The sequence below is a fragment of the Candidatus Pelagibacter bacterium nBUS_49 genome, from assembly GCF_051200925.1.
In the GTDB taxonomy this organism is placed as follows: domain Bacteria; phylum Pseudomonadota; class Alphaproteobacteria; order Pelagibacterales; family Pelagibacteraceae; genus Pelagibacter.
Genome location: NZ_CP172837.1, coordinates 83765 through 104591, shown reverse-complemented (window position 1 = coordinate 104591; position 20827 = coordinate 83765). Strand labels below are relative to the sequence as shown.

Below are 20827 nucleotides of genomic sequence, written 5' to 3'. Positions count from 1 at the left end.
AGTTATAACGGCCATTTAAAACCAGGAATTTCAAAACCTCCTGTGGCTTTTGAAATCTCTTCAGTGGTCTTTGTTTTTAGTTGTGATTTTGCACTATTATGCGCAGCAACAATTAAATCTTCAATTATCGTTTTATCTTCCTTAATTATTTCTTCAGATAATTCAATTTTTTGCATTTCACCTTCGCCATCAAGAGTAATTTTAACTGAATTAGAACCAGAAACCCCCTCTGCTTTAATTTCTTTAATTTTTTCTTGGCTTTCTTTCATTTTAGCCTCTAGCTCTTTAGCCTTATCTAAAATCTTTGTAAAATCAGTCATTTTAATCCTCTTTTTTTTCGTTCAACTTAACATCTATAAGTTCTGCATCAGGAAATTTTTCCATTACTTTCTTATAAATTTCTAAACTTTTAACTTCATTCATTAATTCATCTTTTTTATTTTTTTGTTTTTCTTTAACCGACATCTCACCTTTAGATTTACTAAACGTAATTATCCATCTTTCTCCAGTCCAATCATAAAGTTTTGAGGAAAGATCTTTTACGAAATCTTTATCTAAATTATCATTAAAGGAAATTTCAATTCTATTACGCTCAAATTTGACAAGATTTACATTTTTTTCTAATTCATATTTTAATTTAATTTCTTTTTTTGAAGCACAGACGTTTAGAAGATCATCAAAAGAATTGATTAAATTTTTATCAATTGTTTTTATCTCTGGTTTAGCTTCTGGTTTCTGTTTTTCCTCTTGAGCTATATTTTTTATTTGATTAACAGTTCTAGAATTATCTTGAAAATTATTTTCGTTTTCTTCTTTTATTGAATGATTTTCTGAAATTTCATTACTTTGGTCTTGATCTAAATTTTTATTTAACTTAATTGAACTTAAATGCATTAATCTTATTAAAAACATTTCAATTGATAAATGTTGATTGGAAACTATATCTAATTCTTCAAGTGAAGATATTGCAAACTGCCAAAATAAAATTAAAACTTCAGAGTCTACCTGATTGGAAATATCTTTAATTTTTGAAAATTCCTCATCATTAAGAGAAAAATTTGTACTTTCTAAAGATAATGAATTTATATTTTTAAAGTAATAAAGTATCTCTAAAAAATCATTAATAAATACTTTTGGCTCAACTCCCTGATCATAAATTTTTCTATAGATATTGATAACTTTTTCCTCTTCACCTCTTAATATTAATTCAAATAAGTTAATTAACTGAGATTTATCAAAATATCCGAAAATTTTTTGTGCAGCATTAAGATCTAGTTCTGTTTTTTCATCTAAGCTTAGCAAAGCTCTATCCAATAAAGATAAAGCATCTCTTACAGATCCTTCGGATATTTTTACAATTAATTTTAATGCTTCATCCGATGCTTTGCCGTTTTCTTTTTCTTTTATATTTTTAATAAACTCAAATAATTCTGATGATTTAATTCTAGATAAATCAAATCTTTGACACCTAGAAACTACTGTAATAGGTATTTTTTTAATTTCTGTAGTTGCAAAAATAAATTTTAAATATTCTGGTGGTTCTTCAAGTGTTTTTAACAAAGCGTTAAATGCTTGTTTGCTTAACATATGAACTTCATCGATTATAAAAATCTTATATTTTGCTGATGTTGGGCCATATCGAGAAAATTCGATTAGATCTCTGACATCTTCCACCCCTGTTTTACTTGCAGCATCCATCTCAAGTACATCAATATGACTAGAGTCAGCTATAGATTTGCAATTATCGCACAAATCTTTTTTGCATAAATTTTCTATACCATTTAAACAATTTAGTGCCTTGGCAACAATTCTAGCAGTTGTAGTTTTACCAATTCCTCTTATTCCAGTGAACAAGTAAGCGTTAGGAATTTTATCTGCTTTAATTGTATTTGTTATAGTTTCGGCCACCACTTCTTGGCCAATAAGGTCATCGAAAGTAGCAGGTCTATACTTTAATGCTAATACTTTAGAATTATTGTTCATTTAATTTATTTTAAGGAGACTAGAACCTGAATAACTGTCTCTACGACTGCTTCCGTTAGGATCTGGTCGGGTTCAAGCAGCATCCACCTCTAGCCTCCAGAACTATTATAGCAGTTATATTTTCTATTCTACAAGAAAAGATTAATTTTTTTTCTCTCTTAACTTATCGGCCTCAAAAACACCTAAGACGTGAAAATCCTCACAATGAAGGCCTAGCTCCTCTAAAGATTTTTGGACTTTTGGGTCTTCAATGTGACCATCAAGATCACACAAAAAAAAGAATGAATCAAAAGTATTTTTTTCAGGATAACTTTGTAATTTAGTTAAGTTCACACCATTGATAGCGAATCCACCTAAAGATTGATAAAGAGCTGCAGGCTTACTTTTAAGTTTAAATAAAAAAGAAGTTATATATTTATTATTACCAAATTCAGGTTGAAAAATATTTTTACCCATCACTAAAAACCTTGTTAAATTGCCACTTTCATTTTCAATATTTTTTTTCACAATATCCAATCCATAAATTTTGGCACTCAAAGAAGACGCTATAGCAGATTGCTTAATATCTTTTGTTTTTGAAATCATCTCTGCGGAACCAGCAGTATCTGCTCTGATATGTTCAGCTATGTTATTTTCTTTTATAAATTTAGAACATTGAGACAAACCTTGTGCATGAGAATATACTTCTTTTATATCGCTAAGCTTTGCACCAGGCTGACCTAATAAATTATGCTCTATTTTTTGAAAATGTTCTTTATAGATATTTAGTCTGTGTTTAAAGATTAAATATTCAATACCAATATTTCCTGTAATCCTATTAGATTCAGGAATAATTATTTTACATTCTGGTTCAAGACCTGCTTTGTTAAAACAATCGTCAAAAGTTTTACATGGAATTATTTCTGCATCCGGATCAACCGCTAAGGCAGCTAAATGTGAATATGCTCCAAAAGTACCTTGAAAATAAATTTTTGCCATTAAGCTTTATATTCCATAATTTTTTTTAAGGCTAGATAATCTTCTTCTGTATCAACTCCTATCGGAGAAGAATTTGAAAGCGCAACATTTATTTCAATATTATTATCTAATGCTCTCAACTGTTCTAGTCTATTCTCAATTTCATTTTTTGATTGATTTAATTCCACAAATTTTTTTAATGTTTCACTTGAATAACAATAAATACCGATATGATGATAGATATTTTCTACCTCTATTGATCTTCTTAAAAAATTATTTGCCTTAGAAAAATGATCCTTATTTAAATTTTCCTTAGTTACAACTTTTACAATATTTTTATTATCTAGATCTTTAAGGTCTTTGATTTTAGCAGCAAGAGTACCTATTTTAGATTGATTGCTAACCATTTTTTTATTTAAGTTTATAATGTCCTCAATATTAATTGCTGGCTCGTCACCTTGTAAATTCATTATCAAATCTACATCTTTTAATTCTAATTTTTTAAATGCTTCATAAATTCTATCTGTTCCAGTTTTGTGATTTTTACCTGTTAAAATGGCTGAACCACCATTTTTGATTACATCATCTACTATTTCTTGATCCTCTGCTGCAACGACAACATCGCCAATATTTGCCTCCTGCGCCCTTCTAAATACATGAGATATAATTGATAAATTGTTTATTTTTAATAAAGGTTTGCCAGGTAGCCTAGTAGCTGACAATCGTGATGGTATAATCGTTAAGGTTTTCATTAATAATTGAATTAATATTATACCTATTAAATAGTAATAGAGGCAAATTTATACATTAAATTTTAGTAATTTTTTAATTTATCGTGATATATGTTCGAAAATAATATTTAGAAAAAATGGATTCTTTTGAAATTAATAAAATAGTAGCTGCTGTATTAATGGTTGCACTTTTAGTTATTGGTATAGGCAAATTATCAAATGTCATATTCCATGTGGAAAAACCAAAAACTCCTGGGTATGCAGTTGAGATTGAACAAGCTACAACAGTATCATCATCAACAGAAAAGGCTGTAGAAGAAAAAATTGATATATCCGCATTAATGGCGATGGGAGATGTTGCTTTGGGTGAAAAAGTTTTTAAAAAATGTGCTGCTTGTCACTCTATTGTTAAAGGTGGAAAAAATAATATTGGTCCAGCTCTATACAATGTAGTTGGAAGAAAAACTGGAGCTGTTACAGATTATAAGTATTCTAAAGCTTTAGCATCATTTGAAAAAGAATGGAATTTTGAAGAATTAAATGGTTACTTAACAAAACCTGCTAAGTGGATTAAGGGAACAAAAATGGCATTCGCTGGATTAAGAAAAGAAAAAGATAGAGCCTCAGTTATAAAATATTTAAATCAAAATTCAGATAGTCCTGTACCACTACCTTAAGTTTCCAAAACAATATAATAAAATACTTTTTTGTACATGAACTCTATTAAGAGCTTGTTGCCAAACGTGAGATTTTTTTCCTAAAAAAACTTCATCACTTACTTCAGATCCTCGGGGCAAACAGTGTAAAAAAATACAATCTTTGTTTGCATAACTCATTAATTTTTTATCTATTTTAAATTTTTTAAATTGTTCAATTTTTTTCTTTTTATTTCCTTTATCATTTAGAGATATAACTTTATCTGAAAAGATAACATCAGCTCCAATAACAGCTTTTTTAGGATCATTATAAATAAATATTTTTTTATTATTATTCTTAACCCAAGCTCTAACCTCTTTACCTGGTTCAAAATTTTTTGGACAACCTATACTAAGTTTAAATGAAAATTTTACAGATGCTGCAATTAAACTATCAAGAACATTATTAGAGTCTCCTATCCAGCAAATATTTAATTTTGAAATTGGTTTTTTCTTTATTTCTTCAGCAGTAAAAACATCAGATAAAACTTGAGTTGGGTGTGAAGATGGACTTAAACCATTTATTATTGGTATTGATAAATATTTTTTAAAATCTTCAATTTTTTTATCACTATCCGTTCTTAGCATAAATCCATCGCCATAAGTTGATAGTATTTTAGCAGTATCAGATATGCTTTCACCACCTTGCCCAAGATGCAATTCATTAGATCTTAGAGTTAAAGTTCCTCCTCCAAGCTGCTTTATTGCCAAATAAAAGCTTATTCTTGTTCTAGAACTTGCTTTTTCAAACATTTGGACAAGCATTTTACCTTTTAGTGGAGACCCTTTATCAACCTCTAAGGTACTTAAATTTTTTCTAAGATTTTTTCTTTTTTTTGCATCAACAATAATTTTTCTAAGATCTTTGGTTGGTATATCTTTCAAGTTTATAAAATGTTTCATTTTAATTTAATTCTGAACAAACTTTTTTTATTATTTTAAGCGCCAAGTTAATTTCACTCTTTTTTACATTAAGTGGTGGTAAAACTCTAACAACATTTTCTGCTGCTCTTATTGTTAATAAATTATTATCCATTAGTTTTTTTATAAATTTTGTTTGATCTGTTTTAAGCTGTATTCCAATCAACAAACCTCTTCCTCTTATTTGTTTAATAATATTAGGATATTTATTTTGTATTTCTTTAAGATTAGATAAAAAATATTTTGAAATACTTTTAACATTTTTCAAAAACTTCTTATTTGAAATTATATCCATCACTGTATTGCCAACAGTCATTGCCAATGGATTGCCCCCAAAAGTAGACCCATGAGTTCCAGCTGTCATACCAGAGGCAACTTTTGTATTCATTAAAACTGCTCCAATTGGAAATCCACCTCCAATGCCTTTTGCAATTGGAACAATATCGGGTTTTACCTTAGATTTTTCAAAAGCAAAGAAATCACCTGATCTTCCAATTCCACATTGCACTTCATCTAATATTAATAAAATATTTTTTTTATTACAAATTTTTCTGAGCTCTATTAAGCACCAATCTGGAATTACTTTAATACCTCCCTCACCCATAATAGTTTCAATCATTATTGCTGCTGTATTTTTTGTAATTTTATTTTTTAAAGATTTATGGTTACCAAAATTAAAGTGATCAAAACCAGTTACTTTTGGCCCAAAACCTTCGGTCATTTTTTTTGAACCACTTGCATATATTGCTGCTAGTGTTCTCCCATGAAAACTATTTTTAACACATAAAATTCTATTTTTTTTTGGTTTTCCGATTGAATAAAAGTATCTTCTTGCAGCTTTTATTGCTCCTTCAGTTGCTTCTGCACCACTATTTTGAAACATTACATAGTCAGCAAAAGTTTTTTGTGCTAATTTTTTTGCTAAAATTTCTCCTTCAGGAATTTGAAATGCATTTGAAACATGCCAAAGTTTTTTTGATTGTTTATTTACAGCATTTACTAATTTAGGATGTGCGTGTCCTAAAGAATTTACAGCTATACCTTGAACAAAGTCTAAATATTTTTTTCCATTAGTAGAATATAAAAAGCTTCCCTTTCCATACTTAAATGAAATTTTTTTTCTATTATAATTTTTTGCCAGATAGCTCATAATTTTAATCAGTTTTTATAAATTTTAATTATTAGATACAAGTTATGATTGAAAATACCTTTACACCAATTTTAACTTACTTTTGTTGATAACTCTTAGATTTTGCTTGTTTAATTTCTCAATGTATCAGTATATTGTTATTTTTATAAACTATACTACAATATATTGATATGAGCTGGAACGAGGAAAAGGTAAACAAACTAAAAGAACTTTGGGGCAAAGGGAATACTGCAAGCCAAATAGCTGAGATTATTGGTGGTATTAGCAGAAATGCAGTAATTGGTAAGGCTCATAGATTAAATCTATCAGCAAAAATTAAAACGAGAGCAGCAACCTCAAATCAAAATTTTGAAAACTCTTTGGAAGAAAAAAATATCAAAAGCAAAAGAGTAAGAAAAAGTAAATTTAAATCTTTAATTATTGAAAAAGACTTTGAGCCAGAAAACCCTAAACAATTAGAAGAATTAGACGAAAGTTCATGTAAATGGCCAATTGGACACCCCAACGAAAAATCATTTTATTTTTGTGGAAGATCTTCATTAAAAGACTTTTCTTATTGTAAGCTACATCTTTTGTATGCTTATCAACCTAAAGGTAAAAAAGAGGAAGTTACAGACAAAGAAGAAGTTCCAGAATTTATTGAGAAAAAAATAAAATCAGCTTAAGAATAATTAATAATATCTATAACTCTTTATTTGCTAAATATTTTTCTGTAGAAAATTGTCCACCTTCTCTCCACATATAACAATACTTTTTTACTTCCTGATCAAAGATCCTAACACTAGGGACTCCTATATCTGAATTAGTTTTATATTTCCCAGATGAAACATTGTCATATTTTAACAATCTTAATTGGTCTCTTGTTAGTAATGGTGTTGGAAACAATTCAAAAAATCTTGCCGTCAACTCAGCGATGGGTAGTGGAAAAGGTAATAAAATCCTTTTTTTACCAATTAATATCTGTAATTTTTCTAAAAGCTCTTTGAAAGTTATAATTTCTGGACCAGTACATTCAATTATTTTTGAATAAATATTTTTAGAAATTACATGATAAATAGTATCTGTTAAATCAGAACAATGAATTGGTGAAAATTTTGTCTTGCCTTCATAATAAATCGGAAAAACTGGCAATCTATTTAACAAGGTCATAAAGTTAGTAGTAAAATTATCGTCTACAGAATACACTACTGATGGTCTTAAGATTGTAGCTAGCGGAAAATTTTTTAATACATTACCTTCGCCCTCTAGTTTACTTTTTGCGTAATCAGAGTCTATTGCATCATTTATTCCTAAAGCTGATAAATGAATAAAATGCTTAAGATTATATTCTTTGCAAAGTTTTGATAACAATGAAGGCAAAACTGAGTGAATATTTTTAAAAGTATTGTCTCTTTTTTTTCAAATAATATTCCAATCAAATTTATGCAAATATCTGCTTTTTTAAAAAGATTTCTAATTTTATCCTCATCAAAAATATTGGCTTCAACTACATCAATATATCCAGCATTTGCCTGTGTTTTTATTATGTAGCTCTTTTGGTGAATATTTCTTGTCACAACAGTGACTCTATAGTTATTTTTAGTCAGCTTTCTAATTAAGTTTCGACCGATTTGTCCACTGCCACCAAAAATAAGACAATTTTTTGCTTTCATTTAAATTCCATTATATATGTTTAGAAATGAGTAATAATATTCAACTTCACAAAAATGATTTACCAGATGATTTAGATTTAGGCAATCTAATAGCTGTTGATGGTGAGTTTATGGGTCTGAACGTTAGACGAGATCCTCTTTGCCTAATTCAGATTTCTTCAGGAAATTCAGATGCACATATAATCCAATTTGATAGAAAAAATTATAACGCTCCAAATTTAACAAAATTACTTGCTGATGAAAATACTACTAAGATTTTTCATTACGGAAGGGCTGACATGGCTCATATTAAGTACTATTTAAAAACGGATACGAATAATATCCTTGATACTAAAATTGCTTCAAAATTAGCAAGATCTTACTCTGATAGTCATTCGCTAAAAACACTAATAAAAGAATTTATTAACATTGATATCAGCAAACAGTTTCAAAGTTCAGATTTTGGAGGCGAATTATCTCCAGCTCAACTGAAATATTGTGCCAATGATGTGCTATATTTACATAAAATTCATGAGGAACTTAATAAAATACTAGAAAGAGAAAATAGAATTGATCTTTATAAAGATTGCTTAAAATTTTTAAAAATTAGAGTCAACTTAGATTTGGCATTATTTAAAGATGATATCTGGTCCCACTAATGACTAAAAAATTTATACCGTTAGCAAAAAAAGTAATTAATCTTGAGATACAAGCATTACAAAAATTAAAAAAAAAAATTGATAATTCATTTAATAAAGCTGTAGTTGAAATTGCAAAATGTAAATCTAAAGTAATTTTGTGTGGAGTGGGTAAAAGTGGTTTGATAGCAGCTAAAATATCAGCAACATTATCTTCGGTTGGTACTCCATCTTTCAATTTATCTGCAAGCAACTCCTCTCATGGTGATTTGGGAAGTATTTCCAAAAAGGATATTTTAATTTTAATTAGCTACTCAGGTAAAACAAGTGAACTTAAAAATATAATTCAATATGCAAATAGAAATAAAATTATGCTGATAGGAATTATGTCAAAGAAGGATTCTATTTTATACAAAGCTTCAGATATTAAACTTATCATCCCAGAAGTAAAAGAGTCAGGAGGAATTGTGCCGACTTCTAGTACTACTGCACAGCTAGCCCTAGGGGATGCATTGGCAATATCAGCTATGCAATATAAAAAATTTGGTAAATTTGATTTTAAAAAAATACATCCCGCAGGTAATCTTGGATTACAATTAAAAACAGTTGAAGATATAATGCAAACGGGAAGCAAAATTCCTTTTGTAAAAGAAAACTTAAATATGAAGAATGCTATTAGAATATTAAGTGAAAAAAAATTAGGAGTTTTAATTGTTCAAAATAAACAGAAAAAAACTAGTGGTATCATTACTGATGGTCAAATTAGACGATATAATGAAAAGAAACAAAACTTAAATGAAATGATTGTTGCAGAAATAATGACAAAAAACCCCATAAGTATAGATAAAGACTCGCTTGCAGCAAAGGCTCTAACATTAATGAATGAAAAAAAGATCACATCTCTTTGTGTACATAATAAAAAAGATAAGAATAAAACAATAGGCATTCTTCATATTCATACAATATTACAATCAAATATTTCCTAAATGAGTAAAAAAAAAAATTTATAATTTTTTTTTTAATTCTTCTGAGCATATTAATAGCTTTATTTTTTAGTAATTTTTTTTCAAAAAAAAATACAATTATTTCAGAAGATTTATTAAATGAACAAATAGAACAAAAAAATTATAATTCTAATATAATCAAGAATGTAAATTATGAGTCGAGGGATGTAAGGGGAAATGAATACATAATTGATGCATCTGAGGGACAAATAGACATCTCCAATAGTGATATAATTTTTTTAACTAATGTAAAAGCAATTATAAAAATGAATAATTCTGAAGATATAGTGATAACGTCTGATTATGGCAAATATAACATAAATAATTATGATACAATTTTTTCAAAAAATTTAAAAATTTATTATTTAGATAATAAAATAACCGCAGAGTATGGTGATTTTTCAATTGGAAGAAACTCAATGATTATTTCAAAAGAGGTAATATATACTAATCCTGATAATATTCTAAAAGCAGATGTAGTTAAAGTTAATATTGAAACAAAAGATACGGTAATTTATATGCATGAAGAAAATAAAAAAGTAAATATAAAAAGTATAGAATAAGATGGCTGTTATAAAAAAATTTAGAATCAAATCTTTTAAAAACATTAACTCAATCATTGAATTTGAAAATGTTTCACTTGCATATGGAAATAGATTAATTTTAGATAATATAAGTTTTAAAATTAACGAAGGAGTGAGCTTTGGAATGTTAGGGCCAAATGGTGTTGGCAAGAGCACTATTTTTAATCTTATTACAGGATTAATTACTCCATCTAATGGAAAAATAAAAATATCTGGAGAGGATGTAACTCACTTTCCTGTTTATTTAAGAACAAAAAAATTTAAAACAAGTTTTTGCCCTCAGTATGGAGGGTTTTTCAATGATCTTACTCTTCATGATAATTTAAAAGCAATTAGTGAAATTGTTATTGAAAATAAAAAACTTAGAAATGATAAGGTGAATTATTTAATTTCTCGATTTGAGCTTGATAATTTAAAGGATATTAAAGCAAAATTTTTATCAGGTGGCCAGAAACGAAAACTAGTGATTGCTTTAGCGTTGTTGAGCGAACCAAGAGTGTTGCTCTTGGATGAACCATTTGCAGCTTTAGATGTTTTAACAATTAAAATGTTACAACAAATAATAGTAAACCTTCAACAAGAAACAAAAATTTCAATTTGTCTAACAGATCACCAAGCTTCTTCATTATTAGCTTGTGTAGACTCTGCTATGATTTTAAGTGAAGGAAAAATTGTTGCGCAAGGTACGCCTTCTAATTTAGTAAAAGATACTAATGCAAAGAATGCTTACTTTGGGGACAGTTTTAAATTTAATTAAAATCAATGTCAAAATTAATATCCGTTGATAGTAAAATCAAACCTTACAACAAAAGAATTGAAGTTAGTGGCGATAAAAGTATCAGCATTAGATGGGTGCTCTTCTCATCATTAGCAAGTGGTATATCAACTGCTAAAAATTTATTAATGTCTGAAGATGTTATGGCTTCAATTAAAGCCATTCAAAAATTAGGTATTAAAGTAAAATGTACAAAAAATTCATGTAAAATTTACGGAAAAGGTATTGATGGGTATCAATTTAAAAATAATTTAACCCTTAATGCAGAAAACTCGGGAACTCTGGGAAGATTAATTATAGGTTTTTTGATTAATACACCTTATAAAATAAAAATTATTGGTGACAAAAGTTTATCTAAAAGAGACTTTAATAGAATTGCAGAACCTCTAAAAAAATTCGGTACAGATATTAAACTGACAGGCAAAGGATTACCCTTAACAATTAAAGGAAATAAAAATCTTTTACCAATCAATTATTTAGAAGACAAAGGTTCGGCTCAAGTTAAAAGTAGTATTATTTTAGCAGGCTTAAAAACAGACGGTAAAACTTTTATTAAAGCTAAACCAAGCAGAAATCACACTGAGCTTTTATGTAAATACTTAAAGCTTCCTTTAAAAGTAAAAAAGAAAAAAAACTATGATTTAATAGAAGTTTCAAAAGCTAAAAAAATAAAACCTTTAAATTATAAGATACCATCGGACATAAGCTCAGCTGCTTTTTTTATAGTTTTAACTGCCCTATCTAATAATTCAAAATTATTAATTAAAGATGTAAATATTAATCCTTCTAGAATTGGAATAATTACTATTTTAAAAAAAATGGGTGTTAACATCCAATTTAAAAATAAAAAAAATTACAAAGGTGAACTCACAGCTGATATTTCAATTTCAAGTACAAAAAAATTGAAACCAATTAATTGTCCACCTAAACTTAATAGTGGTGCCATTGACGAATTTTTAATAATTTTTTTAGTTGCAGCCAAAGCAAGTGGAATTTCTTACTTTAAAGATATTAGTGAACTTAACCAAAAAGAAAGCCCTAGATTAAAATGGGGTGCAAAAATTTTAAATAAAATGGGAATTAAAACAATCACAACTGACAGCTCGATAAAAATATTTGGTAACCCTAATTTAAAGATTAATAAAAAGATTGTTATTAAAGATTACCTAAAAGATCATCGAGTTTTTATGACAAGTGTAATCGCAGCCTCAGTTTTCGGTGGAACATGGAATATTCATGATAAAGACTCTATTAAAACTTCCTTTCCAAGATTCTTAGATATAGTAAATGGTTTAAAAAAATAATGATAAAAAGAAAAAATATTATTAAAATTGCAATCGACTCCCCTGCTGCTGCTGGAGCTGGAACATTAGCAAAAGCAATTTCTAAACATTACAATCTTTTTTATTTAGATACCGGAAAAATTTATAGAATGATTGCTTATCTAAAAATTAAATTTCCAAAAAAATTTAATCAAAACTTTATCAAATCTAAGATTAAAACTCTCAAAGTAAAAGATCTTGCTAATAAAGCATTGTTGTCAGATGAAGTAGGAACAGAAGCGTCAATTATATCAAAAGTAAAAAGTACAAGAAAACTTGTTCATTCATTTCAGTTAAATTTCGCCTACAATCCTCCAAAAAACTATAAAGGATCATGTCTTGATGGAAGGGATATCACTTACAATATTGTGCCCGATGCTGATTTTAAATTCTTCATTACAGCTAATGTAAAAACAAGAGCACTTAGAAGATATAAAGAGCTTAAAAATCTAAAGAAGGACATTTCCTTTAAACAGGTACTAAAAAGTATCCAAAAACGTGATAAAAGTGACTATAATAGAAAAATATCTCCCTTAAAGAAAACTAAAGATTCAGTGTTGCTAAATACATCGAAACTTACTAAAAGAGCGTGTTTTTTAAAAATAAAAAAAATTATAGACAGGAAAATTAATACTTAATGGAAATATACAAAGACCTTTCAAATCCAGCCTCACAAGAATTCGAAAAATTACTAAATAGCCAACTCTCTAAAATCCAAATTGAAGAAGGTAAGATAATAGAAGGTAAAATTAACAAAATTACTGAAAAATTTGTTTTCTTATTTGTTGAAGGCTTAAAAAGTGAACCAGTGCTTGATGTGAATGAACTAAAAAGCATGGGTCTTGGTGAAAAAATAAAAGTTGGTGAAACTATTCCAGTATTATTAGAAAAAATTGAAGATAAACATGGTGAAGTGCTAGTTTCTGCCAGTAAAGCTCAAAAAATTAAAGGTTGGGACAAGCTTGTTGAAGCTTATGAAAAAAATGAACCAATCATGGGTAAAATTACTTCAAAATGTAAAGGTGGATGTATCGTCGAACACATCGATACTGGATCTCTTATGTTTTTACCTGGATCACAAATTAGTGACAAACCATTAAAAGATATTAGTCACTTAATGAATGAACCTCAAAAATTTGCTCTAATAAAGCTAGATAAAGTTAGAGGCAATGCATGTGTTTCAAGAAGAGAAATAATCTCTTCATTTAAAAAAGAAGATAAAGCAAAAATTATCGAAAAATATAAAGTTGGGGATATCATCAAGGGTGCTGAGGTTAAAGGGTATAGTTCTTTTGGGTGTTTCTTTAATGTTAATGGTGAGCTGGATGTTTTAGTTCACTTACAAGAAATTTCTTATTCAAGAGTCAATCATCCAGATGAAGTTTTTAACATTGGTGAAAAACATGATTTAAAAGTAATCACAGTAGATAAAGAAAAGCTGCAAGTTGGCTGTTCAGTAAAACAACTATCTCCAGATCCTTTTGAACACATTGAAAACTATGAATTAAATAAAATTTATAAAGTTAAAGTTGTAAAACTAATGGACTTTGGTGCATTCTGTGAATTAGAGCCAGGACTAACAACCTTACTTCATTCAAGTGAACTCGGTTGGACTAAGAAAAATATTTCAGCTAAAAAAATGTTTAAAGTTGGAGATGAGATTGACTGTATAATTACTGAAATTGATAAAGATAAAAGACGTGTTGCAATTTCACATAGATTAACTCAAGACAATCCATTTGAAACATTTGAAAAAAAATATCCTGTTGGAACAATTGTTGAAGGTGAAGTGGTAAATAAAAATGAATACTCACTATTTGTTAAAGTTGAAGACTTAGATGTGGATGCATTTCTGCACTGCAATGATTTAACTTATCTCAACAATGGTGAAGAAGAATTAGAGAAGTACAAAAAAGGTGATAAAATTAAAGTTAAAGTGCTTGAAGTAAAAGCCTCAGAACAAAAAATTAGAGTTGGTTTAAGACAAACCCAAGCAGATCCTTTTGATTACTTTAATGACAAAGAAAAAAATCAAACAATTACAGTAAAAGTAATATCTACTGACAACAAAGGTTTAACAGTTAGACCTGAAGGATGTGAAATGGATTTCCAAATTAAAAAGTCAGAAATAGCCATCAATGCAGCAGATGCCCGACCGTCAAGATGGACAGGTGGTGAAAAAGTAGATGTCGCTATTAAAGAAATTCAAATGGATAAGAGAAAAGTGATATTAAGTATTAAGCTTTTAGAAGAAATAGATCGAGATACTGCACTAAAAACTTATGGAAGCGAAGCAAGTGGAAAAAATTTACCTTTCAGCTCACTTTCTGAGGATTTAAAGAAAAAAGAAGAAGATAAAGAGTAAACAGAAGATTTAAATTGGCTATTGTAAAATCAAAGCTTTTAAAACAACTCTCCGAAAACTATCCCAATTTTTTAAAAAAAGACCTCGAAAAGTTTACCAATATAATTTTAAATGAAATTAAACGTGCCCTTATAAGAGGTGACCGGGTTGAACTAAGAGGTTTTGGTGTATTTTCAACCAATATTCAAAGAGCGAGGATCAGTAGAAACCCCAAAACCGGCGAGAAGGTAAATACGCCAGAAAAGAAAACAATTCACTTTAAAATGTCAAAAGACTTGTTTAAAAAATTAAACAATGAAGAAGAATAAAATATTCATAGCTTGTGATAGTACAAATATTCAAAGAATTAAAGAAATAATAAAAAAATCAAAAACTTCTAAATTAAAAATTGGTTACAAGTTTGGATTAGAGTTTTTAAATTCCAAAAATGGAAGAAAGTTTGTTTCACAATTAAAAAATCAAATAACTTTTGGAGATTACAAATTTTCAGATATTCCAAATACTTGTTCTTCAGCTATAAAAGCAATTAAAGATCTTAAATTTAATTATTGCACAATTCATATCAGTTCAGGCTTAGAAGCATTAAAAGCGGCCAAGAAAGCTTCTGGAAAAACTCGTCTAGTTGGAGTGACTATTCTAACATCATTGGACAATAAAGCTCTACAAGAAATTGGTTTTAATAGGGATGTTAAAAAATTAGTTTACCACCAGGCTAAGTTAGCAAACAAAGCAAAATTAGATGCGATTGTTTGTAGTGCTCAAGAAGTTAAAATAGTTAGAAAAGTGTTTAAAAAAGAAATTATTACACCAGGAATAAGATTTAATTCAAAATTAAAGTCAAACATAAACGATCAAAAAAGAGTCTTGACTCCTAAACAAGCATATAAAAATGGAAGTGATTGGCTTGTAATTGGAAGACCAATTACAAAAGGTAACATTAAAAATAATATTCAAACATTAATCAATCATTTAAACTAATGAAAGGTTGTAAGATTTGTGGGATCTCAGATCTCAATACTCTTAATTTTATAATTAATCATCCCTATCCATCCCAATTTATTGGTTTCATTTGCAACTATAAAAAAAGCTCAAGATATGTTGAGGCTGAAAAGCTAAATGAGTTACTGAAATTAGATAAAAAGAAATCTAATTTTGTAGCAGTACTTGTAAAACCTGATGAGACTATTTTAGAGGAAATTAAACATCTGCCCTTTGATTATTATCAAATTTATGACAGCACGCCTGATGAAATAAAAGAAATTAAACAAAAGTATAATAAAAAAATTATTACTGCTCTTACAGTATCTAATCAAGATGACATTAATAAATACAAAGCTTTTGAAGATGTGGCAAATATATTACTTTTTGACTCAAAAGGTTATGAAAAAACTCAGTCTTTTAATCATAATTTTTTAGATAATGTAAATAGTTCAAAGCCAATTATGGTTGCTGGTGATATCAAAACTGATGATCTAAATAATTTTAAAGATAAGCCTTTTTTAATAGATGTCAGTGGTAATTTAGAGTCAGATAGAGGTGTTAAGGATATAAATAAAATTGATAAGTTTTTAAATACAGTCCATAATATAAATTCTTAAAAATTATCTATGACAAAAAATTCGTTAAAAACAGGTCCAGATGAGCTAGGTTATTACGGCGAAGGTGATGCTGCTATGGGTGGAATGGCAGTGGGTGAAACACTTATGCCAGCACTTCATGAATTAAGTAAAGGGTTTGAAGAAGCTGTTAAAGATAAGGATTTTTTAGATGAATATGCTTATTATTGTAAGCACTACATTGGAAGACCTTCACCATTATATTATGCAGAAAATCTTACTAAAAAATTAGGTGGTGCAAAAATTTTATTTAAACAAGAGCATCTAAATCATACTGGTTCTCACAAGATCAACAACAGTCTGTTTCAAGTTTTACTTGCAAAAAGAATGGGTAAAACTCATTTAATTTGTGAGTCTGGAGCTGGACAACATTTTAGTGCAACTGCTGCTGTTGCTGCAAAATTCAATATGCCATTAATAGGTGTTATGGGTGATATTGATATAAAGAGAGTTAATCAAAATATTATTAAAGCAAAACATTATGGTGCAAAATTAGAAGCTGTACCTGGTACACTTAAAGAAGCTATTACATCTGCAATTAAAATTTGGTCTAGTAATCCAGAATATGCTTACATATGTGGGTCTGCTGTTTCATCAGCACCATTCCCTAAACTAGTTGCATTTGCTCAAAGTATTATTGGAAAAGAAATTAGAGAACAATCTATGGAACAAGAAGGAAAAATTCCAGATATGATTGTAGGATGTGTTGGTGGAGGCTCAAATTTTGCAGGAGCTATTTATGAATTCTTGGATGAACCTAACGTAAAAAAAATTGGTGTTGAAGCTGCAGAAACTGCAGCACTAACAAATGGTACGCCGGGTATCATGCAGGGAATGAAAACTTATATGTTACAAACTGATGATGGTGCTAAATCTTTAGGAGGAATGAGTTTAGGTGCTGGAATAACATATTTTTCTGTAGGGCCTATGCACTCTTACTTAAAAGATCAAAAAGCTGTTAACTATTCATCTGCAACAGATCAAGAAATGTTAGATGCTTATAAAATGATTGCTCAAACTGAAGGGATTTGTTCTGCTTTAGAACCTATGGCGGGTGCTGCTGAAATCATTTTTAGACAAGCAAAAGATAAACCTAAAGATTATATCATTTGCCTAAGCCTATGTGGCAGAGGTGAAAAAGATTTAGACACAATTCAAGAACATATTGGTAAAGATTTTGAGTGAAAGATTAGATAAAATTTTTAAGTCCCCTACTCCTAAAACAAAATTAGTTTCTTATTTTGTAGGTTGTTACCCTACGCCTGAAATAAGTTTGGAGTTAATCAAACAAGCAATTGATAATGGTGTTTCTATATTGGAAATTGGATACTGTACATCTGAAGCAAGTGCAGAAGGGCCTATTATTAAAGCTGCTCACGACCATGTATTAAATAATGGTCATAATCTTCAAGATATTATTAAACTAGTTAAGGATATAAGAGATTACAATCAGGATGTAGGAATTGTATTGATGGGCTATATTGCTAATTTATACAAGTATCCTATTTCAAATTTTGTAGACGATATTAAAGTGGCTGGCGCTGATGCTGTGCTTGTAGTTGACGCTCCTCATGAACTAAAAGAAGAAAATAAATTAAGAGAAGCTTTAAATAAAAATGGATTATCACTTATTAAATTAGCTGCACCTACTACTGATGACAACAGACTTAAAGATATTGTTAATATAGCCTCTGGCTTTTTGTACCAAGTTAATGTTTCGGGTGTAACCGGAGTTAAATCAGCAAATGAAACTGATGTTACGAATTTTGTAAAAAGAATCAGAAATTTAACTCAAATCCCTATTTGTTCTGGATTTGGAATTAAGAGTCCTGAAGATGCTAAAAAAATGGCTAATAGTGGTTGTAATGGCGTTATTGTCGGATCAGCATTTGTAAAATATATTCAAGATAATATTGAGAACAAAGATTTACCACAAAGTTTAGGCAATTTAGTAAAAAATTTTACAGAAGAATTAAATTAATATGGTCAATTGGATAACTAAAATAATCAAGGCAGGAGAGAAAATCAAAACTGCTTTTCATGAACGAGCTACAAAAGAAGATATCGCAAAGAGTGATTGGACAAGTTGTTGTAGAGGACCCATTCTTAAAAAAGATTTAGAGCAAAACTTATGGGTTTGCCCAGATTGTAATAAACATCACCGAATTAAACCAAGCCAAAGATTTGATATTTTATTTGGTAAAAATAATTATGAAGTGTTTAAAACTCCTATTCCAAAAGATGATCCTTTAAACTGGACAGATTCAAAATCGTACAAAGATAGACTAAAAGCTGCTCGTAAAAAAACAGGCATGGAATGTGGAATGATGGTTGCTTGTGGAACTATCAACAACATTAAGATAACAGCAGTTGCATCAGACTTTGACTTTCTAGGTGCTTCAATGGCTGCAGCTGAGGGAGAAGCTTTTTTATATGGCATTCAACATGCTATAGAAAACAGAACTCCTTTTATATGTATTAGCGCTGGTGGTGGAATGAGAATGATGGAAAGTTTAATTTCATTGTCCCAAATGACCAGAACAACTCTTGCAATTAATGAATTAAAGAAAAATGGTTTGCCTTATTTAGTATGCATCACCGATCCTACAGCGGGCGGTATTACAGCTTCTTATGCAATGTTGGGTGATATTCATATTGCAGAACCAGGTGCCTTAATAGCTTTTGCAGGTGCTAGAGTTATTCAAGGAACTGTTAAAGAGGAATTGCCTGAAGGATTTCAAAAAAGTGAATATGTTGAAAAAACAGGTTTTGTCGATCTAATTGTTGAGCGTAAAGATCTTGTATCAAAAATAGGAACTTTATTATCAATATTGTTAAAACAAAATTCTGTTATAAGCTCTGAACAAAATGAAACTTCAGAAGATAGTCAGTCGCTTACAAGAGCTGCATCCTAAAGAAATAGATCTAAGTTTAGATCGTATTCAAAATCTCTGTCAAAGATTAGGCAATCCTCAAGATAAGCTTAAAGCAATTTCAATTGTAGGAACCAATGGAAAGTATTCAACTATCCAAGCAATGTTTGCCATTTTAAAAGAAGCAAAAATTAAATGTAATATTTACACAAGTCCTCATATTAAAAGTATCAATGAAAGGTTTGTTTTTAATAATGAAGAACTTAACGATGAAGAATTAGCAAAATTATTTGAAGAAATTGAAAGCGCTAACAATAATGAACCTATTACCTTTTTTGAGATATTAACCGCAGCTTATTTTTTAAAAGCTTCTCAATATCCAGACAATATAAATTTGATAGAAACTGGCCTATTTCATAGGTTTGACGCCACTAATATTTTAAAGAATAATCTAGCAAGCATAGTAACCTCAATTGGTCTTGATCATTTAGATTGGCTACCTGAAAAAGAACAAACTGTTGAAAAAATTATTTATGAGAAAACTTCAACTCTTTTAAATTCAAATATTGTAGTTGCAAAACAAAGTTCTAAAGAAATTACAGATAGTATTAAAAAAACAATGTCAAATAATAGTTCAAATAAGTTTTTTCATAATGAAAATTATAGTTTTACAATGAAAGAAAATGATTTCTTTTATTATGAAGATCAATTAGGTGGAATAAAATTGCCAATACCTAATACTAAAGGTCAATTTCAATTAGAAAATATCTCTACAGCTATTGCAACATTAAGAGGCATAAAAAATTTTGATATAAACGATGATCACATCAAACAAGGAATTACAAAAATAAATAGTATTGCAAGATTACAAGAAATCAAATCTGGTAAACTAAAAGAGCTTGCCAAAGATCATCAACTTTTTGTTGATGGCTCTCATAATCCTTTAGGCGCAAAAGTATTAAATGAATATTTAGAAAGTTTAAATTGTAATAAACACATTATCTTGGGAATGATGGCTAATAAAGATCATAATGAATATATGAGTTACTTTAAGGATGTTAAAACCTTGACCACTATAGATATCCCAAATCAACCTAATTCAATTAAAGGTAAAGAACTTAAAGATAAACTTAATGGTTTTAAAAACGTTAACTACAAAGAAAATGTAGAAGAAGCTATTAAATCAATTCCAATTAAGGAAAACGATATAATACTTATTACAGGCTCTTTGTATCTTGCTGGGGAAGTACTGAATTTAAATTAGATATTTTTATCTAAAAATTCTTTCATGTGACTTTCAGGAACTCCACCAACTTTTCTATCTACTTCAACACCCTTTTTGTAGATAATAACTGTCGGTACGCCTCTAATCCCTGCAGCACTTCCAGTATTAATTCCGCCATCTTCGATATCTGCATAATAGAAACCAGCTTTATCTTTATATTCGTCTGAAAGCTTAGTCATTACTGGAACAAGTGCTTTGCAAGGTCCACACCAAGCAGCACTAAACTGGATAACTGAAATATCTTCGTTTTTTATTTTACTATCAAAATCGTCGTCTTTAAAATCATTAAGCATATGT

25 protein-coding genes are annotated in these 20827 nt (G+C 28.9%); 16 read left to right on the top strand and 9 right to left on the bottom strand.

Annotated features, from left to right (window positions below; all coding sequences use genetic code 11):
- Positions 1 to 2: 2 nt before the first annotated feature.
- The 4 genes from ACIJYF_RS00570 to kdsB form a co-directional block, all read right to left on the bottom strand.
- Positions 3 to 320, bottom strand: coding sequence for a YbaB/EbfC family nucleoid-associated protein (locus ACIJYF_RS00570; protein ID WP_435116821.1), 318 nt, complete (start codon positions 318 to 320; stop codon positions 3 to 5).
- 1 nt (position 321) lies between these two features.
- The gene (dnaX, locus tag ACIJYF_RS00565) at positions 322 to 1983 is read right to left on the bottom strand and encodes a DNA polymerase III subunit gamma/tau (RefSeq protein WP_435116819.1); all 1662 of its coding nucleotides are present in this window, start codon (positions 1981 to 1983) and stop codon (positions 322 to 324) included.
- A 141-nt stretch (positions 1984 to 2124) separates the two neighbouring features.
- On the bottom strand, positions 2125 to 2961 hold the full coding sequence (locus ACIJYF_RS00560) for a prephenate dehydratase domain-containing protein (RefSeq protein ID WP_435116817.1): 837 nt from the start codon (positions 2959 to 2961) through the stop codon (positions 2125 to 2127).
- Positions 2961 to 3692, bottom strand: a complete 732-nt coding sequence (kdsB, locus tag ACIJYF_RS00555) for a 3-deoxy-manno-octulosonate cytidylyltransferase (RefSeq protein WP_435116815.1) — start codon at positions 3690 to 3692, stop codon at positions 2961 to 2963. The genes ACIJYF_RS00560 and kdsB overlap by 1 nt, the downstream gene beginning before the upstream one ends.
- 116 nt (positions 3693 to 3808) lie before the next feature.
- On the opposite strand from kdsB, the gene ACIJYF_RS00550 reads away from it, so the two are divergent.
- Complete coding sequence (locus tag ACIJYF_RS00550; protein WP_435116813.1) at positions 3809 to 4348, top strand: c-type cytochrome; 540 nt, start codon at positions 3809 to 3811, stop codon at positions 4346 to 4348.
- Here ACIJYF_RS00550 and argF read toward each other — a convergent pair.
- Both argF and ACIJYF_RS00540 read right to left on the bottom strand, forming a co-directional pair.
- Entirely contained in the window at positions 4340 to 5269 is a 930-nt protein-coding gene (gene argF / locus ACIJYF_RS00545; RefSeq protein WP_435116811.1) for an ornithine carbamoyltransferase, read from the bottom strand. The genes ACIJYF_RS00550 and argF overlap by 9 nt on opposite strands.
- A 1-nt stretch (position 5270) precedes the next feature.
- Positions 5271 to 6437: an aspartate aminotransferase family protein gene (locus ACIJYF_RS00540; RefSeq protein ID WP_435116810.1), complete on the bottom strand. Its 1167-nt coding sequence runs from the start codon at positions 6435 to 6437 to the stop codon at positions 5271 to 5273.
- A 170-nt stretch (positions 6438 to 6607) separates the two neighbouring features.
- On the opposite strand from ACIJYF_RS00540, the gene ACIJYF_RS00535 reads away from it, so the two are divergent.
- Positions 6608 to 7102 carry a GcrA family cell cycle regulator gene (locus ACIJYF_RS00535; protein WP_435116808.1) on the top strand — a complete coding sequence of 165 codons (495 nt, stop codon included), beginning with the start codon at positions 6608 to 6610 and terminating at the stop codon, positions 7100 to 7102.
- A gap of 16 nt (positions 7103 to 7118) precedes the next feature.
- Here ACIJYF_RS00535 and ACIJYF_RS00530 read toward each other — a convergent pair whose 3' ends face one another.
- Both ACIJYF_RS00530 and ACIJYF_RS00525 read right to left on the bottom strand, forming a co-directional pair.
- Positions 7119 to 7796, bottom strand: coding sequence for a complex I NDUFA9 subunit family protein (locus ACIJYF_RS00530; protein WP_435116806.1), 678 nt, complete (start codon positions 7794 to 7796; stop codon positions 7119 to 7121).
- A complete protein-coding gene (locus ACIJYF_RS00525) occupies positions 7727 to 8089 on the bottom strand; it encodes an NmrA family NAD(P)-binding protein (protein WP_435116804.1) in 363 nt (120 codons plus the stop codon). The genes ACIJYF_RS00530 and ACIJYF_RS00525 overlap by 70 nt, the downstream gene beginning before the upstream one ends.
- A 26-nt stretch (positions 8090 to 8115) precedes the next feature.
- Between ACIJYF_RS00525 and ACIJYF_RS00520 the strand changes: the two genes are divergently transcribed.
- Genes ACIJYF_RS00520 through ACIJYF_RS00455 form a run of 14 tightly spaced genes read left to right on the top strand, consistent with a single transcriptional unit; the run spans position 8116 to position 20509 of the window.
- Positions 8116 to 8727, top strand: a complete 612-nt coding sequence (locus ACIJYF_RS00520) for a ribonuclease D (protein ID WP_435116802.1) — start codon at positions 8116 to 8118, stop codon at positions 8725 to 8727.
- Positions 8727 to 9692 (top strand): KpsF/GutQ family sugar-phosphate isomerase, encoded by a 966-nt coding sequence (locus ACIJYF_RS00515; protein WP_435116800.1) that lies wholly within the window; start codon positions 8727 to 8729, stop codon positions 9690 to 9692. Before ACIJYF_RS00520 ends, ACIJYF_RS00515 begins: the two co-directional genes overlap by 1 nt.
- 20 nt (positions 9693 to 9712) lie before the next feature.
- The gene (gene lptC, locus ACIJYF_RS00510; protein WP_435117999.1) at positions 9713 to 10273 is read left to right on the top strand and encodes an LPS export ABC transporter periplasmic protein LptC; all 561 of its coding nucleotides are present in this window, start codon (positions 9713 to 9715) and stop codon (positions 10271 to 10273) included.
- A gap of 1 nt (position 10274) precedes the next feature.
- The gene (locus ACIJYF_RS00505) at positions 10275 to 11051 is read left to right on the top strand and encodes an ATP-binding cassette domain-containing protein (protein ID WP_435116798.1); all 777 of its coding nucleotides are present in this window, start codon (positions 10275 to 10277) and stop codon (positions 11049 to 11051) included.
- Positions 11052 to 11056: 5 nt separating this feature from the next.
- Complete coding sequence (gene aroA, locus ACIJYF_RS00500; protein WP_435116796.1) at positions 11057 to 12373, top strand: 3-phosphoshikimate 1-carboxyvinyltransferase; 1317 nt, start codon at positions 11057 to 11059, stop codon at positions 12371 to 12373.
- The gene (gene cmk, locus ACIJYF_RS00495; protein ID WP_435116794.1) at positions 12373 to 13029 is read left to right on the top strand and encodes a (d)CMP kinase; all 657 of its coding nucleotides are present in this window, start codon (positions 12373 to 12375) and stop codon (positions 13027 to 13029) included. Before aroA ends, cmk begins: the two co-directional genes overlap by 1 nt.
- Positions 13029 to 14756 carry a S1 RNA-binding domain-containing protein gene (locus ACIJYF_RS00490; RefSeq protein WP_435116792.1) on the top strand — a complete coding sequence of 576 codons (1728 nt, stop codon included), beginning with the start codon at positions 13029 to 13031 and terminating at the stop codon, positions 14754 to 14756. The genes cmk and ACIJYF_RS00490 overlap by 1 nt, the downstream gene beginning before the upstream one ends.
- A gap of 14 nt (positions 14757 to 14770) precedes the next feature.
- Entirely contained in the window at positions 14771 to 15064 is a 294-nt protein-coding gene (locus ACIJYF_RS00485; RefSeq protein ID WP_435116790.1) for an HU family DNA-binding protein, read from the top strand.
- Positions 15051 to 15734 (top strand): orotidine-5'-phosphate decarboxylase, encoded by a 684-nt coding sequence (gene pyrF, locus ACIJYF_RS00480; RefSeq protein ID WP_435116788.1) that lies wholly within the window; start codon positions 15051 to 15053, stop codon positions 15732 to 15734. The genes ACIJYF_RS00485 and pyrF overlap by 14 nt, the downstream gene beginning before the upstream one ends.
- The gene (locus tag ACIJYF_RS00475; protein WP_435116786.1) at positions 15734 to 16354 is read left to right on the top strand and encodes a phosphoribosylanthranilate isomerase; all 621 of its coding nucleotides are present in this window, start codon (positions 15734 to 15736) and stop codon (positions 16352 to 16354) included. The genes pyrF and ACIJYF_RS00475 overlap by 1 nt, the downstream gene beginning before the upstream one ends.
- Before the next feature lie 9 nt (positions 16355 to 16363).
- On the top strand, positions 16364 to 17557 hold the full coding sequence (gene trpB, locus ACIJYF_RS00470) for a tryptophan synthase subunit beta (protein WP_435116784.1): 1194 nt from the start codon (positions 16364 to 16366) through the stop codon (positions 17555 to 17557).
- The gene (gene trpA, locus ACIJYF_RS00465) at positions 17550 to 18353 is read left to right on the top strand and encodes a tryptophan synthase subunit alpha (protein ID WP_435116782.1); all 804 of its coding nucleotides are present in this window, start codon (positions 17550 to 17552) and stop codon (positions 18351 to 18353) included. Before trpB ends, trpA begins: the two co-directional genes overlap by 8 nt.
- 1 nt (position 18354) lies before the next feature.
- Positions 18355 to 19287 carry an acetyl-CoA carboxylase carboxyltransferase subunit beta gene (locus tag ACIJYF_RS00460; RefSeq protein WP_435116780.1) on the top strand — a complete coding sequence of 311 codons (933 nt, stop codon included), beginning with the start codon at positions 18355 to 18357 and terminating at the stop codon, positions 19285 to 19287.
- Complete coding sequence (locus ACIJYF_RS00455; RefSeq protein WP_435116778.1) at positions 19241 to 20509, top strand: bifunctional folylpolyglutamate synthase/dihydrofolate synthase; 1269 nt, start codon at positions 19241 to 19243, stop codon at positions 20507 to 20509. The genes ACIJYF_RS00460 and ACIJYF_RS00455 overlap by 47 nt, the downstream gene beginning before the upstream one ends.
- On the opposite strand, the gene ACIJYF_RS00450 is transcribed toward ACIJYF_RS00455, so the two are convergent.
- The gene (locus ACIJYF_RS00450) at positions 20506 to 20823 is read right to left on the bottom strand and encodes a thioredoxin family protein (protein ID WP_028036230.1); all 318 of its coding nucleotides are present in this window, start codon (positions 20821 to 20823) and stop codon (positions 20506 to 20508) included. The genes ACIJYF_RS00455 and ACIJYF_RS00450 overlap by 4 nt on opposite strands.
- Between the last annotated feature and the right edge of the window lie 4 nt (positions 20824 to 20827).

Bases quoted from the DNA above. Each gene is read 5' to 3' on its own strand.
- aroA (WP_435116796.1), top strand. From the start codon at position 11,057: ATGTCAAAATTAATATCCGTTGATAGTAAAATCAAACCTTACAACAAA.
- ACIJYF_RS00460 (WP_435116780.1), top strand. From the start codon at position 18,355: ATGGTCAATTGGATAACTAAAATAATCAAGGCAGGAGAGAAAATCAAA.
- ACIJYF_RS00520 (WP_435116802.1), top strand. From the start codon at position 8,116: ATGAGTAATAATATTCAACTTCACAAAAATGATTTACCAGATGATTTA.
- ACIJYF_RS00525 (WP_435116804.1), bottom strand. From the start codon at position 8,089: ATGAAAGCAAAAAATTGTCTTATTTTTGGTGGCAGTGGACAAATCGGT.
- ACIJYF_RS00490 (WP_435116792.1), top strand. From the start codon at position 13,029: ATGGAAATATACAAAGACCTTTCAAATCCAGCCTCACAAGAATTCGAA.
- ACIJYF_RS00455 (WP_435116778.1), top strand. From the start codon at position 19,241: ATGAAACTTCAGAAGATAGTCAGTCGCTTACAAGAGCTGCATCCTAAA.
- ACIJYF_RS00570 (WP_435116821.1), bottom strand. From the start codon at position 320: ATGACTGATTTTACAAAGATTTTAGATAAGGCTAAAGAGCTAGAGGCT.
- ACIJYF_RS00475 (WP_435116786.1), top strand. From the start codon at position 15,734: ATGAAAGGTTGTAAGATTTGTGGGATCTCAGATCTCAATACTCTTAAT.
- kdsB (WP_435116815.1), bottom strand. From the start codon at position 3,692: ATGAAAACCTTAACGATTATACCATCACGATTGTCAGCTACTAGGCTA.
- ACIJYF_RS00540 (WP_435116810.1), bottom strand. From the start codon at position 6,437: ATGAGCTATCTGGCAAAAAATTATAATAGAAAAAAAATTTCATTTAAG.
- ACIJYF_RS00550 (WP_435116813.1), top strand. From the start codon at position 3,809: ATGGATTCTTTTGAAATTAATAAAATAGTAGCTGCTGTATTAATGGTT.
- ACIJYF_RS00515 (WP_435116800.1), top strand. From the start codon at position 8,727: ATGACTAAAAAATTTATACCGTTAGCAAAAAAAGTAATTAATCTTGAG.
- ACIJYF_RS00450 (WP_028036230.1), bottom strand. From the start codon at position 20,823: ATGCTTAATGATTTTAAAGACGACGATTTTGATAGTAAAATAAAAAAC.
- cmk (WP_435116794.1), top strand. From the start codon at position 12,373: ATGATAAAAAGAAAAAATATTATTAAAATTGCAATCGACTCCCCTGCT.
- dnaX (WP_435116819.1), bottom strand. From the start codon at position 1,983: ATGAACAATAATTCTAAAGTATTAGCATTAAAGTATAGACCTGCTACT.
- ACIJYF_RS00535 (WP_435116808.1), top strand. From the start codon at position 6,608: ATGAGCTGGAACGAGGAAAAGGTAAACAAACTAAAAGAACTTTGGGGC.
- ACIJYF_RS00505 (WP_435116798.1), top strand. From the start codon at position 10,275: ATGGCTGTTATAAAAAAATTTAGAATCAAATCTTTTAAAAACATTAAC.
- ACIJYF_RS00560 (WP_435116817.1), bottom strand. From the start codon at position 2,961: ATGGCAAAAATTTATTTTCAAGGTACTTTTGGAGCATATTCACATTTA.
- trpB (WP_435116784.1), top strand. From the start codon at position 16,364: ATGACAAAAAATTCGTTAAAAACAGGTCCAGATGAGCTAGGTTATTAC.
- argF (WP_435116811.1), bottom strand. From the start codon at position 5,269: ATGAAACATTTTATAAACTTGAAAGATATACCAACCAAAGATCTTAGA.
- pyrF (WP_435116788.1), top strand. From the start codon at position 15,051: ATGAAGAAGAATAAAATATTCATAGCTTGTGATAGTACAAATATTCAA.